Origin of the sequence: Pseudonocardia sp. MH-G8 (assembly GCF_002262885.1) — a bacterium.
GTDB lineage: Bacteria > Actinomycetota > Actinomycetes > Mycobacteriales > Pseudonocardiaceae > Pseudonocardia.
In genome coordinates, this window is sequence record NZ_NKYF01000024.1 from 98,576 (window position 1) to 115,388 (window position 16,813).

At 73.5% G+C, this 16,813-nt stretch carries 13 protein-coding genes; 6 read left to right on the forward strand and 7 right to left on the reverse strand.

From position 1 onward, the window contains the following. Window positions 1–27: 27 nt before the first annotated feature. Genes CFP66_RS35695 through CFP66_RS35720 form a run of 6 tightly spaced genes read right to left on the reverse strand, consistent with a single transcriptional unit; the run spans window position 28 to window position 5,203 of the window. A complete protein-coding gene (locus tag CFP66_RS35695; protein WP_094929751.1) occupies window positions 28–810 on the reverse strand; it encodes an IclR family transcriptional regulator in 783 nt (260 codons plus the stop codon). 33 nt (window positions 811–843) lie between these two features. Beyond that, window positions 844–1,785 carry a carbohydrate kinase family protein gene (locus CFP66_RS35700; RefSeq protein WP_094929752.1) on the reverse strand — a complete coding sequence of 314 codons (942 nt, stop codon included), beginning with the start codon at window positions 1,783–1,785 and terminating at the stop codon, window positions 844–846. Further along, window positions 1,782–2,414, reverse strand: coding sequence for a class II aldolase/adducin family protein (locus CFP66_RS35705; RefSeq protein ID WP_094929753.1), 633 nt, complete (start codon window positions 2,412–2,414; stop codon window positions 1,782–1,784). Before CFP66_RS35705 ends, CFP66_RS35700 begins: the two co-directional genes overlap by 4 nt. Further along, window positions 2,411–3,520 (reverse strand): ABC transporter ATP-binding protein, encoded by a 1,110-nt coding sequence (locus CFP66_RS35710; protein ID WP_094929754.1) that lies wholly within the window; start codon window positions 3,518–3,520, stop codon window positions 2,411–2,413. Before CFP66_RS35710 ends, CFP66_RS35705 begins: the two co-directional genes overlap by 4 nt. Beyond that, window positions 3,513–4,301, reverse strand: a complete 789-nt coding sequence (locus CFP66_RS35715; protein WP_233159985.1) for an ABC transporter permease — start codon at window positions 4,299–4,301, stop codon at window positions 3,513–3,515. The genes CFP66_RS35710 and CFP66_RS35715 overlap by 8 nt, the downstream gene beginning before the upstream one ends. Continuing rightward, window positions 4,298–5,203, reverse strand: a complete 906-nt coding sequence (locus CFP66_RS35720) for an ABC transporter permease (RefSeq protein ID WP_094929756.1) — start codon at window positions 5,201–5,203, stop codon at window positions 4,298–4,300. The genes CFP66_RS35715 and CFP66_RS35720 overlap by 4 nt, the downstream gene beginning before the upstream one ends. A gap of 254 nt (window positions 5,204–5,457) precedes the next feature. Here CFP66_RS35720 and CFP66_RS35725 point away from each other — a divergent pair, with 254 nt between their 5' ends. The 6 genes from CFP66_RS35725 to CFP66_RS35750 are packed head-to-tail and all read left to right on the forward strand — an operon-like array spanning window position 5,458 to window position 14,037. Beyond that, a complete protein-coding gene (locus CFP66_RS35725; RefSeq protein WP_158228332.1) occupies window positions 5,458–6,504 on the forward strand; it encodes an extracellular solute-binding protein in 1,047 nt (348 codons plus the stop codon). After that, window positions 6,480–8,756 (forward strand): N,N-dimethylformamidase beta subunit family domain-containing protein, encoded by a 2,277-nt coding sequence (locus CFP66_RS35730; RefSeq protein WP_094929758.1) that lies wholly within the window; start codon window positions 6,480–6,482, stop codon window positions 8,754–8,756. Before CFP66_RS35725 ends, CFP66_RS35730 begins: the two co-directional genes overlap by 25 nt. Then, the gene (locus tag CFP66_RS35735; RefSeq protein ID WP_094929759.1) at window positions 8,753–10,927 is read left to right on the forward strand and encodes a N,N-dimethylformamidase beta subunit family domain-containing protein; all 2,175 of its coding nucleotides are present in this window, start codon (window positions 8,753–8,755) and stop codon (window positions 10,925–10,927) included. Before CFP66_RS35730 ends, CFP66_RS35735 begins: the two co-directional genes overlap by 4 nt. A 10-nt stretch (window positions 10,928–10,937) precedes the next feature. Further along, complete coding sequence (locus CFP66_RS35740) at window positions 10,938–11,777, forward strand: transketolase (RefSeq protein ID WP_094929760.1); 840 nt, start codon at window positions 10,938–10,940, stop codon at window positions 11,775–11,777. After that, window positions 11,774–12,808, forward strand: a complete 1,035-nt coding sequence (locus tag CFP66_RS35745; protein WP_094929761.1) for a transketolase family protein — start codon at window positions 11,774–11,776, stop codon at window positions 12,806–12,808. The genes CFP66_RS35740 and CFP66_RS35745 overlap by 4 nt, the downstream gene beginning before the upstream one ends. Then, entirely contained in the window at window positions 12,805–14,037 is a 1,233-nt protein-coding gene (locus CFP66_RS35750; protein ID WP_094929762.1) for an aminotransferase class III-fold pyridoxal phosphate-dependent enzyme, read from the forward strand. The genes CFP66_RS35745 and CFP66_RS35750 overlap by 4 nt, the downstream gene beginning before the upstream one ends. A gap of 24 nt (window positions 14,038–14,061) precedes the next feature. Here CFP66_RS35750 and CFP66_RS35755 read toward each other — a convergent pair whose 3' ends face one another. Further along, a complete protein-coding gene (locus CFP66_RS35755) occupies window positions 14,062–16,740 on the reverse strand; it encodes an AAA family ATPase (RefSeq protein ID WP_094929763.1) in 2,679 nt (892 codons plus the stop codon). Window positions 16,741–16,813: the final 73 nt, after the last annotated feature.

The following is a 16,813-nucleotide window of genomic DNA, read 5'->3' on the forward strand; positions in this document are numbered from 1 at the left end:
GAGCCTAGTAGCGACCCGCCATCGCACTCATCCCGCAGCGCGCAGCCCCAACGCCCGCGACGCCTCGTCGCCCGCCGTGCGCAGCAGCGTGAGCTGGTGCTCCTGCTCGGAGTCGGGCAGGTGGGCGGTGAGGCCGCTCAGGCTCAGGGCCCCGACCGTGGCCCCGGTGTGGTCCCGGACCGGCACGCTCAGCGCCTTGACGCCGAGCTCGACGTCGTCGCGGCTGGTGGCGTAGCCGTCGGCGCGGATCCGCCGGACCTCCTCGCGCAGCTGCTCGGCCGTGGCCTGAGTCGGTGAGGTCCGCCGCTGCAGCGGGCCCGCGAGGTAGCCCTCCACCTGCTCGTCGGGCAGGGCGGACAGCAGCAGCCGCGGCCCGGCACCCAGGTGCAGCGGCAGGGTGCCGCCCACGCGCAGCGTGTGCGTGGATGCGTAGCGCCCGTCGAGGCGCTCCACGCACACCGCCTCGTCACCGCGCAGGACCAGCAGGAACACCGTCTCGCCGGAGTGGCGGTACAGCTCGCGCATGGCGGGCAGCGCCCGCTCGCGGACGGTGAGCCGACGTGCCATCGCGCTGCCGACGCGGAACGCGCCGATGCCCAGCCGGTAGGTGCCCGGCGAGGGTCGCTCGACGAAGTCACCTGCGGCCAGCGTGGTGAGGATCCGGTGGCAGGTGCTCTTGTTCAGCTCGAGGCGCGCGGCGATGTCGCCCAGGCTCAGCTCGTCCGGGGCCTCGGCCAGCAGCTCCAGCACCGCCATCGCCTTCACCAGAACCCGGACGGGCTCACCCGTACCGGCGGCCCTCTCGGCCATCAGCGCCCCACTTCCGTCCACCGCTCGATCACGCTACGCGACTCCGGGTGAGCGCTCGGCGCCGAACGCGAGGGTCGACGGGAGGTCGACGATGCCCGCGTCGGAGCCGAGGCCCTGGGCCACCAGCGCAGCGGCGGCGGTACCGAGCCGGGCCGCGTCGGGCAGGGACCGGCCCGCCCCGAAACCCACGAGGAAGCCCGCGGTGAAGGCGTCCCCGCAGCCGGTCGTGTCCACGACCGGGATGTCGAACGCGGGAATCCGTTCGGCGCCGTCCTCGGTCACGAGCAGGCTTCCCTGCGCGCCGGTCGTGACGACGACGGTGCCGACGCCGCACGCGCGCGCCACCCCCGCGGCCTCGACGAGGTCGTCGCGGCCGGTGACGCCGCGGATCTGGTCGTCGTTGGGGAGCAGGAAACCGGTGTGCGCCCACGACGGCGCCAGCACGTCCACGAGCTCGGGCCGCCCGATGCTGAGCAGGTCCATGCTCACGACCGTGCCGTTCTCGGCGGCGAAGCGCAGGAGGTCGGGCAGGGCGTCACGGGTGAAGTCGCCCAGGACGTCCGGGCCGCCGACGTGCAGCACGTCGGCCTCGGCGACGAGCTGCAGGTCGACGTCGGCCGCCGTCAGCGTGGCCATCGCGCCGGGCGCGTGCAGCGCGGGCCGCTCGCCGTTCGGCCGGATCGGCAGCATCGTCGCCGGCGTGGCCTGCCCGGGCCGGTGCGCCATGTGGCGCACGTCGACGCCGTGGTCGGCGAGCAGGTCGAGCAGCAGCCTGCCGGTGGTGTCGTCGCCGACCGGGCCGATGCTCACGACCTCGGCCCCGAGCTTCGCCAGGTCGACCGCGGTGCCACCGGCGGTGCCCGCCGCGGTGATCCGGATCTCGTCGAGGACCCTGCGTCCCTGCCCGGGCGGGATGTCGGGGACGGGGCGTCCGAGCACGTCGAGGATGTGCGCGCCGAGGCAGACGACCTTCATGCCGGGACCTCCGTCCGGCGCCGCGCGACCGCGGCGAGCTCCTCCCCGCTCAGGACGCGCGGGGTGCCGATCCCGGTCGCGGTGACGTGCAGGGCGCACAGCCACTCCACCAGCCGGGCCCGGTCGTAGGCGGCCTCGAGCGTGTCGCCGTGCGCGACCGCGCCGTGGTTCTGCATGAGTGCCGCGGTCCGTCCCTCCAGGGCCGCCCGGACGGAGCGGGCCAGCTCGGGGGTGCCGTACGTCGCGTAGCCGGCCACCCGCACCGGCCCGCCCAGCTGCAGGACGTAGTAGTGCAGCGCCGGGAGCTCGTCGACCACGGTGGACACGGCGGCGCTGTGCAGCCCGTGGTGGTGCACGATCGCACCCGCCCCGGTCGTGGCGTAGACCGCGAGGTGCATCGGGGTCTCCGACGAGGGCGCGTGCGGCCCGTCCACCCGCTGCCCCGCGAGGTCGACCACCGACACGTCCTGCGGCTCGATGCGGTCGTAGGGCGTGCCGGACGGCGAGACCGCCACCAGCTCCCCCACCCGCACGCTGACGTTGCCGGCCGTGCCCAGCACCAGGCCGTCCGCGACCATCCGGCGGCCGCACTCGGCGACCTGGCGGCGAGCGTCGTCCAGGTCGTTCACCGGGCACCCACCGGCTGCTCCGCCGGCGTCTCCTCGCCGTCCGGCACGAGCACGCCCGCGTCCTCGGCCCAGCACACCTCGACCCGTTCTCCCACGGCGACCGAGCGGCTCACCCCGGCGGTGTCGCGCACCTGCCCGCTGCCGCCGCCGTCGAACCGCACCAGCACGCGCCGGAACGCGCCCTGGTAGACGACGTCGGTGACGGTGGCGGACAGGATGTTGCCTTCCGCCGCAGGCCCGCCGCGCACGGCGAGGCGCAGGTTCTCCGGGCGCACGACGAGTGCCACCTGGCCTTCCGGCCCACCCGGCGCGCGCAGGCTGCACCACCCGGTGTCGAGCAGGCCGTCGTGTACCCGGCCGGTGAACACGTTGGAGTCGCCGAGGAACGTCGCGACGAACCGGGACGACGGGGTCTCGTACAGCTGCGCCGGCGTGCCCGCCTGCTCGATGCGCCCGTCGCGGAACACCGCGATCCGGTCGGACAGGGCCAGCGCCTCGTCCTGGTCGTGGGTGACGAAGACGAACGTGATGCCCAGCTCGCGGTGCAGCCGCGAGATCTCCAGCTGCAGCGACTCGCGCAGCTTCTTGTCCAGCGCCCCGAGCGGCTCGTCGAGCAGCAGCGCACGGGGCTCGAAGACGACGGCCCTGGCCAGCGCCACGCGCTGCTGCTGCCCGCCCGACAGCTGCGAGGGCAGGCGCTCGCCGTGCCCGCCCAGGTGCACCAGCTCGAGCGCCTCCGAGACGCGCCGCGCGATCTCACCCTTGCCGACCTTGCGCTGCTTGAGCGGGAAGGCGACGTTCTCGGCCGCCGTCATGTGCGGGAACAGCGCGTAGTTCTGGAACACCATGCCCAGGTTGCGCTTGTAGGCCGGCAGCTGGGCGATGTCGGCGCCGTCGAGCCCGATCCGGCCCGCGGTGATCGACTCGAACCCGGCGATCATGTTCAGCGTCGTCGTCTTGCCCGACCCGCTGGGCCCGAGCAGGGTCATGAACTCGCCGGGCCGGATCTCCAGGTCGATGCCGTCGACCGCGGGCGCGGCCGCCCCCGGGAAGACCTTCGTGAGCCCCGCGACCTCGATCCGGGCTCCGGACGTGGTGTCAGGCATTGCGGCGGTTCCTCCTCAGTGCGGTGGCCAGGGCCAGCAGGGCGGTGGTGACCGTGATGACCACCGTCGACGCGGCGGCGATCGTGGGGTCCACCTCGTTGGTCACGGAGGTGAACATCCGCACCGGCAGCGTCTGCAGCTGCGGCGACTGGACGAACAGCGACACCACCACCTCGTCGAACGAGGTGACGAACGCGAACACCGCGCCGGACAGCACCCCCGGCATGATCATCGGCAGCGTGATGCTGCGGAACGTGGCCAGCGACGAGGCGCCGAGGCCGGCCGCCGCGCGTTCGAGCGTGCGGTCGAACCCGCCCAGCGCCGCGCCCACGTTCACGGTGACGAACGGGATCGCGAGCACCGTGTGCGCGAGGATGAAGCCAGTCGGGGTGCCGATCAGGCCCCACTGCAGGAACGCGGCGTAGACGGCGATGGCCACGACGATGCCGGGCACGATGAGCGGCGCCAGGAACAGCCCGTTCACCGCGCCCTTGCCCCGGAAGGCGGTGCGGGAGAGGGCGAACGCGGCGGCCGTGCCGAGCACCGTCGCGACGACCGTGACGATCACGGCGAGCTGGATCGAGACCAGCAGCGCGTTGAGCCAGCTCGGCTCGGTGAAGAACGTCGCGTAGTGGCGCAGGCTCCACGAGCTCGGCGGGAACGCGAAGCTGTCCTCGCCGGAGAAGCTGATCGGGATGACGATCAGGGTCGGCACGAGCAGCCACGCCCCGATCAGGACCCCCACCGCCATTAGCGCCCGGCGCAGGCGTACCGACCTCACGATCCCGCACCCCCGACCAGGCCGACCGGCGCGCCGCCGGTGCGGGTGAGCCGCTGCACGCCCGCCACCAGCACGAGCGTGACGACCAGCAGCGTCACGGCGAGCGCACCGGCCGCGCCGAAGTCCACGAGCTGGTTCACCTGCACCGCGATGAGCTGGGCGAGCATCGACTGCTGCGGCGAGCCCACGAGCGACGGCGTGACGTAGAAGCCGAGCGACAGCACCATCACCAGCGTCGCGCCCGCCGCCACACCGCGCAGCGACAGCGGGAGGTAGACGCGCAGGAAGGCCGCGACCGGGGTGGCGCCCAGCCCCATCGCGGCGTCGACGAGGCGCTGGTCGATGCCCCGCATCGCCGAGTACACCGGCAGCACCATGAACGGCAGCATCACCTGGGCCATCGCGACGCTGACGCCTGCCGTGGTGCCCAGCAGCCGCGCCGGACCCAGCCCGACGGCCGCGAGCAGCCCGTTGACCAGGCCGGTGTCCTGCAGCAGCACGACCCACGCGAAGGTGCGCGCCATCAGCGACGTCCAGAAGGGCAGCAGCACCAGCGCCGTGAGCACCGCGCGCCACCGGGTCCCGACGATCGTCATCAGGTAGGCGTAGGGGTAGGCGCACAGCACGCACAGCACCGTGACGACGGCGGCCATCCCCAACGTCCGCAGCACGACCGTGACGACCACGCCGTCCGAGGCCATCCCGGTGTAGTTGCCGAACCCGAGGGCGGGTTCGCTCACCGAGAGCCAGGCCAGCCGGGCCGCCGGCACCACGAAGAAGACCGCGAGCACGACGACCGCCGGTAGCGCGAGCAACAGCAGCGGACGGGCTCGCGACCTGCGGCGCGGCGCCGCTGGCACGGTCGCGGCGGGCGCCGCGTCGACCGGGCTGACCGACACCATGGACACACCCCACTTCGATCACGCAATCCGGTACGGGTTTCACCAACCGAAATGGGAGCGTCGGGGTCACGGCGCGTGTTGTCAACCCTTCGTCGGGCCGGTTACGCAGTCGAAACGCAACGGAGCAGCCAATTCACGTCCACCCTCTTGACGCCCCTCGGTTGCCCGACCATCCTGCCGGTACCACATCGCGAAGTGCGTTCTGGATGGTGAAACGGCTTCGGCGTCTCGCCCCGTCAACGAAGGTGGTCCCCGTGCGCAACCGCAGACTCCTGTCCGCACTGGCCCTCTGCGCGGCCGTCTCGATCAGCGCCACCGGGTGCTTCGCCACGGTGGGCGGGGACGCGGGAGCCGGCGGGACCGTCGTCTTCAGCAACACCGGGGGCGCCCTCGCCTCGATCTTCGCCGACACCGCCTACAAGCAGCTCGCCGAGCAGGGCGTCCAGGTGGCCGAGGAGTCGCCGAACAACGAGGCGAAGCTGACGGCGATGGTCGAGTCGGGCACCCCGACGTGGGACGTCTTCTACGCCTCGCCCTACCGCACCGTCGCCAAGTGCGACGTCCTGTTCGAGAAGCTCGACATGTCGCGGATCAACACCGACGGCCTCGACCCCGAGCTCACCTCCGAGTGCGGCGTGCCCGTGCTGAAGTCCGCGTTCCTGCTGGTCTACAACGCCGACAAGTACGGGGACCAGCCCCCGCAGAGCTGGACGGACTTCTACGACACCACCAACTTCCCCGGCACCCGCGGGATCATGAACTACGCCAAGGACGCGGGCATCGAGACCGCGCTGCTCGCCTCCGGCGTGCCCGGTGACCAGCTCTACCCGCTCGACTACGAGCGCGCGTTCGCCACGCTCGACACGATCCGCCCCTCGGTGCGGTTCTACGAGACCGGCGCCCAGCAGACCCAGGCGCTGGAGTCCGGCGAGGTCGACATGATGCTCGCCTGGCCGGGCCGCGCCTACGAGGCGGCGAAGAACGGCGCAAACCTGAAGGTCGTCTGGAACCAGCCGCTCTACTACACCGACTCCCTGGGCATCGTGAAGGGCGCCCCGAACATGGACGAGGCGTACGAGCTGATCAACTCCCTGATCGCGGTGCCGACGCAGGAAGAGATCATGAAGCGCCAGCCCTACGGGGCGGCCAACGCGAACGCGAAGCCCTCCGAGGACCCGCTGCTGAACTCCTTCATCGCCACGAGCAACGTCACCGGCACCGAGGTGAACCGCGACAACGAGTGGTGGGCGGCGAACCTCGACGAGGCGACCCAGCGGTGGACGAACTGGGTGAACCGGTGAGGCTGCTCGGCTACGGCGACCGGCTGTCGGTGCCCGCGGGCGGGCGCATCGAGTTCAAGGTCAGCTGCGAGCTGCCGGAGTTCAGGCCGACGCTTCAGCGGCTGCGCCGCGGCGGGTCGCCGGTGCACGAGTGCGACCTGCTGGAGGACGACGTGCTCGACGAGGAGGTCATCGCGAACCTCCCCGCGAGCGTGCCCGGCCGCGTCCAGGTTGCCCACGCCGGCTCCTACGTCGAGGCGGCGGTGCGCGAGGACGTCACCGTGCACGGCGCCGGGCTGGCGGCGTGGATCTTCCCGACCCTCCTGGACGGCGAGCACACCGTCCTCGCGCTGACAGCATCCGATGGCAGCGCCGGGTACCGACTGGCCGTCACGCCCGACGGCGTGGTGCTCCGCAACGCGACCGGGACGGAGCTGGCCCGCCTCGACACGGCGCCGGTGGAGCGCCAATGGAGCTTCCTGGCAGCGACCCTCTCCCCCACGGGCGAGGCCCGGATGGAACTGCACCGCCCGGGCAGCCCCGCCCCGATGGTTCAGGAAAGCCACATTCATGAACCTGCAGGGCAGGAAAGTGGCTTTCCTGCCCTTCCGGAGGGGGGCGTGGCGGCCTGGGGTGGGGGCCTCATCCGGGTCGGGGCCGGGGGGCGTGGTGCGGCCAGCGGGTTCTTCAACGGGCGGATCGCCCGGCCCGTCGTCTCCGTCGCCGGGTGGTCGCCCGAAGCCGCCGCGCGGCTCGCCGCGGGCGCGGCCGCCGTCGACGTTCTCGGGGCCACCGGGGTGAGCGCGCTCGCGCTGGGTCGCGAGCCCGCCGCCACCACCGTCGCCGACGACGGGGCCGTGACGGCGGGCGGCACGATCGTCAACCGGCCGGCGAGCGCCGTGCCCGGCCCGTTCTGGCGCTGCACCGAGACCGACTTCCGGCGCGTCCCCGACGAGTACGACGCCCTGCACCTGCACGAGGACGACCTCGACGACGCCGGGTGGGAGACCGACGTCGTCCTCACGGTCCCGGCCGGTCTCCCGAGCGGGGCCTACGCGCTGAAGGTGACCGCGGGCGAGCACGTCGACCGCATCCCGTTCGTCGTCACCCCGCCCGCCGACGCCCGGCCGGCCCCGGTCCTGGTGGTCCTGCCGACCTGGACCTACCTGGCCTACGCGAACTGGCGCACCTACGCCGAGTTCGAGGAGGAGCGCGTCGGGCTCTACGGGGAGCGGCGCGGGGTCGACGCCCGCGACCGCTGGCTCGCGCGCCACCCCGAGCTCGGGAAGTCCCTCTACGACGTCCACACCGACGGCAGCGGCGTCATGTACTCCTCGCGGGCGCGGCCGATCGTCAACATCCGGCCCGACTACTACACCCCCACCACCCGCGGGCTGCGCCACTTCGCCCAGGACCTCTCGCTGCTGCATTGGCTCGACGAGCGCGGCGAGGACTACGCGGTGATCACCGACGACGAGATCGAGGACCGCGGCGCCGACGCGCTGTCCGGGCACCGCGTCGTGATCACCGGAAGCCACCCCGAGTACTCGTCGGCCCGGATGCTCGACGCGTACGGGTCCTTCACCGCCCACGGCGGCCGGCTCATGTACCTGGGCGGAAACGGCTTCTACCACGTCACCAACCGCCACCCCGGGCCGTCGGGGGCGATCGAGATCCGCCGCGCGCGGGGCAGCACCACGGCGTGGGCGTCCGGAGCGGGCGAGGAGCACCTGTCCGGCACGGGCGAGCCCGGCGGGCTGTGGCGCTGGCGCGGCCGGGCCCCGCAGCGGGCGTTCGGGGTCGGGATGACCGCGCAGGGCTTCGACAAGGCGAGCGGCTACCGCCGGTCCGCGCAGAGCCGCGCGGTCGAGTGGGTCTTCGACGGCGTGGACGCCACGGTCGGTGAGGTCTTCGGCGACGAGGGCCCGGGCCTGGGCGGTGCGGCGGGCGACGAGATCGACCGCGCCGACGTCGCGCTGGGCACACCGGCCGACGCCGTCGTCCTCGCGACCTCGGTCGGGCACTCGTCGAGCATCGTGCTCGTCGCCGACGACCGGACGATCTCCTACAAGCCGCCGGTCGCGCCCGATCCGCGGGTGCGGGCCGACATCGTGGTCTTCGACCGGCCCGGCGGCGGTGCCGTCTTCGCGGTGGGCTCGATCGCCTGGTCCACGGCCATGACCCACAAGGCCGGCGACAACGATGTCTCCCGCATCACCGCCAACGTCCTCGACCGCTTCCGCGACCACCCCGGGCCGGTGGCGGGCGCATGAGGATCGTCGGATACGCCGACCGGCTCTCCGTCCGCGCGGGCGAGGAGATCGCGTTCTGCGTCAGCTCCGAGCACGACGCGTACGCGCCGGAGATCGTCCGGTTGCGCCGCGGCGGCTCGGAACGGCACGGGAGCCCACTCGTCGAGGAGCCGGTCGAAGCCGGGTTGCCCGCGACGCTGCCGGGTCGCGTCCAGAGCACCACCTCCGGCTCGTTCGTCGAGGCCACCCCCGGCGGCTCCCTCGACGAGCTGGGCCTCGCGATCTGGTTCCAGCCCACCCTGCCCGGCGACGGACCCCGGCCGCTGCTGGCCGTCGGGGACCTCGTGCTCGAGGTATCGGCGGCCGGGATCGGCCTGCGCCGGGGCCACACCGTGCTGGCCACCCTCGCCGCCGCGCCCACCGAGCGACGCTGGGCGTTCGCGGCCGCGACGCTCGACGCCGCGGGCGAGGTGCGGCTGCACCTGCACCGGCCGGACCTGCCGGTCGCCACGGCGGCGTCCCGCGTGGAGCCGGCCCCGGCGGCCGGGGTGCTGCGGATCGGCTCGGACGGCACGGCCACCGGCAGCCTGGGGCGGACGTTCAACGGCAAGGTGGCGCGCCCGGTCGTCGCCGCGGCGGCGTGGCCGGAGGCGACGACGGCGGCGCTCGCGGCCGGCGCCGACCCGCTCGCCCTGCTGGTCCCCGCCACGACGAGCGCGCTCGACCTCGCCGCCGACCCCGGCGGCACCCGCGTGCCCGACCGCGGCGGGTTGACCAGCGGTGCGACGGTCCACCACCTGCCCACCCGCGGCGTGCCCGGCCCGTTCTGGGCCGGCGCGGAGACCGACTTCCGCCGCTCCCCCGCCGAGTTCGACGCGCTGCACCTGCACGACGACGACCTCGCCGACGCCGGTTGGGCGCCGGACCTGCGCTGGACCGTCCCCACCGACCTGTCCAGCGGCGTCTACGCGCTGAAGACGAGCGCGGAGGGGGACGTGGACCGGATCCCGTTCGTGGTCACCCCGGCCCGCCACGACGCCCCCGTCCTCGTCGTGCTGCCCACCTGGACCTACCTCGCCTACGCCAACTGGCGCACCTACGCCGAGTACGAGGCCGAGCGGCTGATCATCTACGGGGAGGCGCGCGGGATCGACGAGCGCGACCGCTGGCTGGTCGCGCACCCCGAGCTCGGCCGCTCGCTCTACGACGTGCACACCGACGGCAGCGGGGTCTGCCACTCCAGCAGGTTGCGCCCGATCGTCAACCTGCGCCCCGACTACTTCACGCCCACCACCCGCGGGTTCCGCCACTACGCGCAGGACCTGCTGCTGCTCGACTGGCTCGACGGGCGCGGCGAGCACTACGCCGTGGTCACCGACGACGAGGTCGAGCGCGAGGGCGCGGACCTGCTCTCCCGCTACGACGTGGTGCTCACCGGCAGCCACCCGGAGTACTGCTCGGCGGGCATGCTCGACGCCTACCTGGGCTACACGCACGCCGGCGGGCGGCTGATGTACCTGGGCGGCAACGGCTTCTACCAGGTGACGGCCCGCCATCCCGGGCACCCGGACGCGCTGGAGATCCGCCGCGGCCACGCGGGCGTGGCCACCTGGGTCTCCGACCCCGGCGAGGAGCACCTCGCGGCGACCGGTGAGCCCGGCGGGCTCTGGCGGATGCGTGGGCGCGCGCCGAACCTGCTGGCCGGCGTCGGGTTCACCGCGCAGGGTTTCGACTCCGGCTACGGGTACGCCCGCTCCGCGGCGAGCGCCGACCCGTCGGTCTCCTGGGTGTTCGACGGCGTGAGCGCCCACGTCGGCGGGGTCTTCGGCACCGAGGGACCGGGCCTGGGTGGCGCGGCGGGCGACGAGCTGGACCGCGCCGACGTCACGCTCGGGACGCCGGCCGGCGCCGTCGTGCTGGCCTCGTCGGTCGGGCACTCGGAGAAGATCGCGCTGGTGCCCGAGGAGGCCGACCACGGCTACGCCGCTGCGCCGCCCGGCATCCACCCGAAGGTCCGCGCCGACGTCGTCCTGCTCGGGCGGCCGGGCGGCGGCGCCGTCTTCTCCGTCGGCTCGATCGCCTGGTCGACCGCGATGACACACGAGAACGGCGACAACGACGTCTCCCGCATCACCGCCAACGTCCTCGACCGGTTCCGGGACGAGCCCGGCCCGGTTCTCGGCGAGCAGTAAAGGAGCAGGAGTGCCCGTCACCAGTACCGACAAGGTCGCCTACCTCGCTGACCGGGCGAAGTTCGTGCGCACCGAGACCGTCCGGCTCACCCGGATCGCGGGAGCGGGCCACTACAGCGCCGTGTTCTCCTGCGCGGAGCTGTTCGCCGTCCTCTACTACGCGCAGCTGCGCCTCGACCCGACCCGCCCGGACTGGCCCGACCGCGACCGGTTCGTGCTGAGCAAGGGGCACGCGGCGATCGGGCTCTACCCGGTGCTCGCCGACCTCGGCTTCTTCGAGCCGTTCGAGCTCGACACCTACACCCGGCTGGGCAGCCCGTTCGGCGACCACCCGGACATGCGCGGCATCCCCGGCGTCGACTTCTCCTCCGGCTCGCTCGGGCACGGCCTGTCGATCGCGGCGGGCATGGCGCTGGCCGGGCGGATGTCGGGCTCCGACCACCGCACGTACTGCATGCTCGGCGACGGGGAGCTCGCCGAGGGCCAGATCTGGGAGGCCGCGATGTCGGCCGGGCACTTCCGGCTCGGCAACCTCGTCGCGATCGTGGACGCCAACCAGCTCGGCATCGACGGCTTCGTCCGCGACGTCATGGCCGCCGAACCCATCGACCGGCGCTTCGCCGCGTTCGGCTGGCAGACCCACCGCGTCGACGGTCACGACATCCCCGCGCTGCTGGAGCTGTTCGCGGGCCTGCCGGCCGCCGCGGACGGTCCTCCGCAGCTCGTGGTCGCGGACACGGTGAAGGGCAAGGGGGTGGCGCGCATGGAGCTGTCGCCCGACTGGCACGTCGGCAACCTCGCCGGCTCCGACTACGACGACGTGCTGGCCGAGCTGGAGGGACGGGCATGAGCACCCAGGACCAGTCCGAGCTGTTCAACGGCACCGCGAACGTCGGGTTGAAGGACGCCCGCTCGGTCGACGGCACCGACACGCGCGCGATCCCCGCGTTCGTCTTCGGCGAGGAGCTCGCCCACCTCGCCGACCACGACCCGCGCATCGTCGTGCTCACCGCCGACCTGGCCCGCTCCAACCGGGCCACCGACTTCGCGGACCGGCACCCGGACCGGTTCGTCAACGTCGGGATCGCCGAGAAGAACATGGTCACGATGGCCGCCGGCATGGCGGCCTCGGGCTACGTCCCGTTCGCGGCCACGTTCGGCGCGTTCGCGGCGCTGCTGTGCGCCGAGCAGATCCGCACCGACTGCGCCTACCCGGGGATGCCGGTGCGGGTCGTCGGCCACCACTCCGGCATGTCCATGGGCTTCTACGGCACGAGCCACCACAGCCTCGAGGACCTCGGGATGATGCGCTGCATCGCCGACCTCACCGTCGTCTGCGCCACCGACGCCAACCACCTTCGCGCGCTGCTGCGCCTGTCGCTCGACCACCCCGGCGCGATGTACATCCGGCTCGGCCGCGGCCGCGACCCGCAGGTCTACGACGTGGTGCCGGACCTGGCGATCGGGCGCGCCGAGACCGTCCGCGACGGCACCGACCTGACGATCATCGCCACCGGCTCCGAGGTGCACCCCGCGCTGCAGGCCGCCGACGAGCTCGCCGGCGCGGGCGTCTCCACCCGGGTCGTCGACATGTTCACGATCGCCCCGCTGGACCGCGACGCCGTGCTCGACGCCGCTCGCGCCACCGGCGCCGTCCTCACCGTCGAGGAGGGCAACGTGACCGGCGGTCTGGGCTCCGCCGTCGCCGAGTGCCTGTTCGAGGCGGGCGCCCGGGTCCCGTTCCGCCGCCACGGCGTGCCCGACGAGCACGTGCCCGTCGGCCCGCCCGCCGGCCTCTACGCCCACTACCGCCTCGACGGCCCCGGCATCGCCGCCGTCGCCCGCGAGCTGCTCGACTCCGGCAAGGAAACCCAGAGATGACCACCGCACCGACCGTCCTCGGCGAGCGCGAGCTCGCGCTGCGCGACCGCGCCCGCCAGGTGATCCCCGGCGGGATGTACGGCCACATGTCCGTGCAGGCGTTCAGCGCCGCGCACCCCCAGTTCATGGCCTCCGGCGACGGCTGCCGCGTCACCGACACCGACGGGCGCACCTACCTCGACCTCATGTGCGGCTGGGGCCCGGTGGTCCTCGGGCACCGCCACCCCGGCGTCACCGCCGCCGTGCTCGACCAGCTCGATCGCGGCGACTGCCTCGACGGCACCAGCCCCGTGGCCGTCGAGTTCGCCGAGCTGCTGGTGGACACGATCCCGTCCGCGGACTGGGCGATGTTCTGCAAGAACGGCTCCGACGCCACCACCACGTGTGTCACGATCGCGCGCGCCGCCACCGGGAAGCGGAAGCTGCTGGTGGCCCACGGCGCCTACCACGGCGCGGTGCCGTGGTGCTCGCTGCGCGGCTCCGGGGTGACCGCCGAGGACCAGGCGCACCTCGTGCACTACGAGTACAACGACCTCGCCTCGGCCGAAGCCGCCGCGGCCGAGGCGGGCGACGACCTCGCCGCCATCGTCGTCTGCCCCATGCGCCACGACATCAAGCGCGAGCAGGAGCTCGTGGACCCCGCCTTCGCGCGCGGCCTGCGCGCCCTGGCCGACCGCACCGGCGCCGTGCTGATCCTCGACGACGTCCGCTGCGGCTTCCGGCTCGACCTCGGCGGCAGCTGGGAGCCCCTCGGCGTCCGGCCGGACCTCTCGGCCTGGTCGAAGGCGATCGCCAACGGGCAGGCGCTGGGCGCGGTCACCGGTGTGGAGGCGCTGCGCGACGCGGTCGGAAAGATCTACGTGACCGGGTCGTTCTGGACGGCGGCGGTGCCGCTCGCCGCCGGGCTCGCGACCCTCACCGAGCTGCGCAAGGGCGTGGCGCTGCCGGACATGGCCCGCACCGGTACCCGGCTGCGCGAGGGGCTCGCCGCACAGGCCGCCGCGCACGGGGTCGAGATCAGCCAGACCGGACCGGTGCAGATGCCGATGCTCTCGTTCGCGGGCGACGAGGGCTTCCGGCTGGCCACCGCGTTCGCCGAGGCCGCGGTGCAGCGCGGGGTGTACCTGCACCCGTGGCACAACTGGTTCCTCTCGGCCGCCCACACCGACGAGGACATCGACGAGATCCTGACGCGCACGGACGACGCCTTCACCGCGGTCCGCCTCTGACGCGACTCCGGGCGAGATCCCGCCTCACCCGAGGTCGGGGATGTCTCTGAGCTGTCTGCGCGAGGTGACGCCGAGCTTGCGGAAGATGTTGCGCAGATGGGCGTCCACCGTCCGCGGGCTGAGGAACAGGTTCGTGGCCACTTCCTTCGTCGTCGCACCCGTCGCGACCTGGCGCGCGATGTGCATCTCCTGCATGGTCAGGTGGTCGTAGGTGTGCTCGGAGCGGCTGCGGGCCACCTCCCCGGTCGCCCGCAGCTCGCCTGCGGCCCGCTGGGCGAACGCCTCCAACCCGATCTTCGAGGCCTGTTCGTAGGCGATGCGCAGGTGTTCCCGGGCGTCGCGACGGCGGCCCGCCCGGCGCAACCACTCCCCGTACCTCAGGTGCGCCCGCGCGAGGTGCGACGGCAGCGACCTGCCCGTGAGGTGGTCGAGTGCCTCCAGGTAGTCGTCTTCCGCGTCGCTGACCAGTGCCCGCGCGCCGGACGCCACGCCGAGGGCGAGGTCGGTTCCGGCGGCATCGGTGCGCTCGAGCAGGGATTCCAGCGCCGACCGCGCGACCGCGTCCTCACCGCACCGGACGGCGGACTCCACCAGCTCGGGGAGCGCGAAGCCTGCGAGGAAGAGGTCACCGCTCGCCACGGCCTTGCGTGCCGCGTCGAGCGCGGCCGGATAGTCGGCCAGGCCGTTGTCGAGCACGGCCTTCGCCCAGCTGAGGTTCGCGGTGAGCAAGCCGGTGCCCCGGCTCGTGGCCTCCGCGAACAGGTCGAGCACCTCCTGGCGACGGCCACGCATCGCGGCCAGATGGACCCTCGGATACAGCTGCGGCAGGTCACCGAGGGCGTCGGCGATCGCTTCCTCCTCGGCGATCGCCGCCATCGCCTGCCCGAAGTGCCCGGTGAGCACCGCGTGCAGCGCCGCCTGGCCCAGGCCGAGCCGGATGGTCATCGGTGCGCCCGTCTCGCGCCCGGTTCGCACCAGCCAGTCGACGATCGTCGTGTGCAGGTCCATGTCCCACAGCTCGCCCGCGAGCACCGTGGCCAGAGCCGGCCTCCGGGTCCAGCCGGCGTCCTCGCCGGTGAGGGCCTGCCGCACCATCGGCACAGCGACGCGGTGCCCGTCGGCGTTCAGCCGCACCAGCGCGTCGAGGAGGTCCGGCTGTCGCGCGGCCGGAGGCGCCGAACGGGCCGCCTCGAGTACGCGGTCCATCACCCCGGCGGCCCGCCCGACCACGAGCCCCATGTCCAGCGCTGCCACGAGGTACTCGCGCGAGCGTTCCGGATCGACGGCCGCGAGCCGCCGCGCCGCCCGGACGATGAGCTCCGGCCCTCGGACCACGCCGTCGGCACCGTGGACGAAGGCGATCTGCCCGCGCAGCATGTCGACGGCCGCGTGCCGGGGGTCGTCCAGTGTCTCGGTGTCGATGCTGCCCAGCAGGTCGGCGGCCGCGTCCGCCCCGCCCGTCTCGAGCGTCGTGCGCGCAGCGGCGAGCGTGCGCTCGACCTGCTTGCCGGGATCGCCTGACAGCGCCGCAGCACGGCGGAGGAACGCGGCGGCCGCGGCGACGCCCCCGCGCGCCTGCGCCCGCGACGCCGACGACTCCAACTGCACCGCGACCTGTTCGTCGGGGCCGGTGGTGGCCTGGGCACGGTGCCAGGCCTGCCGGTCCGGCGCGGCCACCGGGTCGGTGGCGTCGGCCAGCGCTCGATGCGCGGTCCGGCGCAGCGTCGGTTCCGCGGCGCGGTAGGCGCCCGAGCGCGCCAGCGGGTGGCAGAACCGCGCGCGGGTGTCGAACACCACCAGCCCGGACGCTTCGGCGGCGGCGCTCGCGGCCGGAACGTCGATGTCCAGACGCTGCGCGGCCGCCCGCACCAGCGCCGGGTCGCCGGTGGGGTCGGCGCTCGCGAGGATCACCAGCAGCCGCGCGTCCGGCGGCAACGCCGCCATCCGGACCTGGAAGCTCCGCTCGATCCGGCCCGGCACCGGCGACGGCGTCGGCAGTGCGAAACCACCGGATTTCGGCAGTTCGATCAGGGCGAGTGGGTTGCCGCGGGACTCGGCGAGCAGGCGATCACGCACCCGTTCGTCGAGCGTGGTGATCTTCTCCCGGGCCAGCAGCGCCCGCGCATCCGTGTCGCTCAAGCCATCCACGGTCAACCCGGGCAGCTCGTCCAGCCCGCGGACGGGTACCTGGTCGCGGGCCGCGAACACGATCGCGATGGGCTCCGCCGCGATGCGCCTGGCCAGGAACGTCAACGCCCTGGCCGAGGCGCTGTCCACCCAGTGTGCGTCGTCGACGACGCACAGCAGGGGCCGCCCCGCCGCGGCGGCCGCGAGCAGTTCGAGCGCGGCGAGGCCGACGCGGAACGGGTCCGGTGTGCCCTCGGCCAGCCCGAACGCGACCATGAGGGAGTCGCGGTAGGGAGCCGACAGCGTGTCGAGGTGCGCCAGCGCAGGAACGCACAGCTGGTGCAGTGCCGCGAACGGCAGCTCGGCCTCGAACTCCGAGCCGGACGCGCGGATGATCTGGAGCTTCTCCCGTGCCGCGTGCTCGACGTGGTCCAGCAGCGTGCTCTTGCCGATCCCCGGCTCTCCGCGGAGCACGAGCACACCACCGTCGCCCTGCTCCGCCGCGGCGACGAGCGCGCGGAGATGGGAGATCTCCTCGCTCCGGCCGATGAGCGGGCGAACCGACGTCGTGGGCACGGTCGGACCCTATGGGGGATGCCGCCCGCGGCAGCCGCCGAGTAGGTAGCCGGTGAGTAGGCAGCCGGTGAGT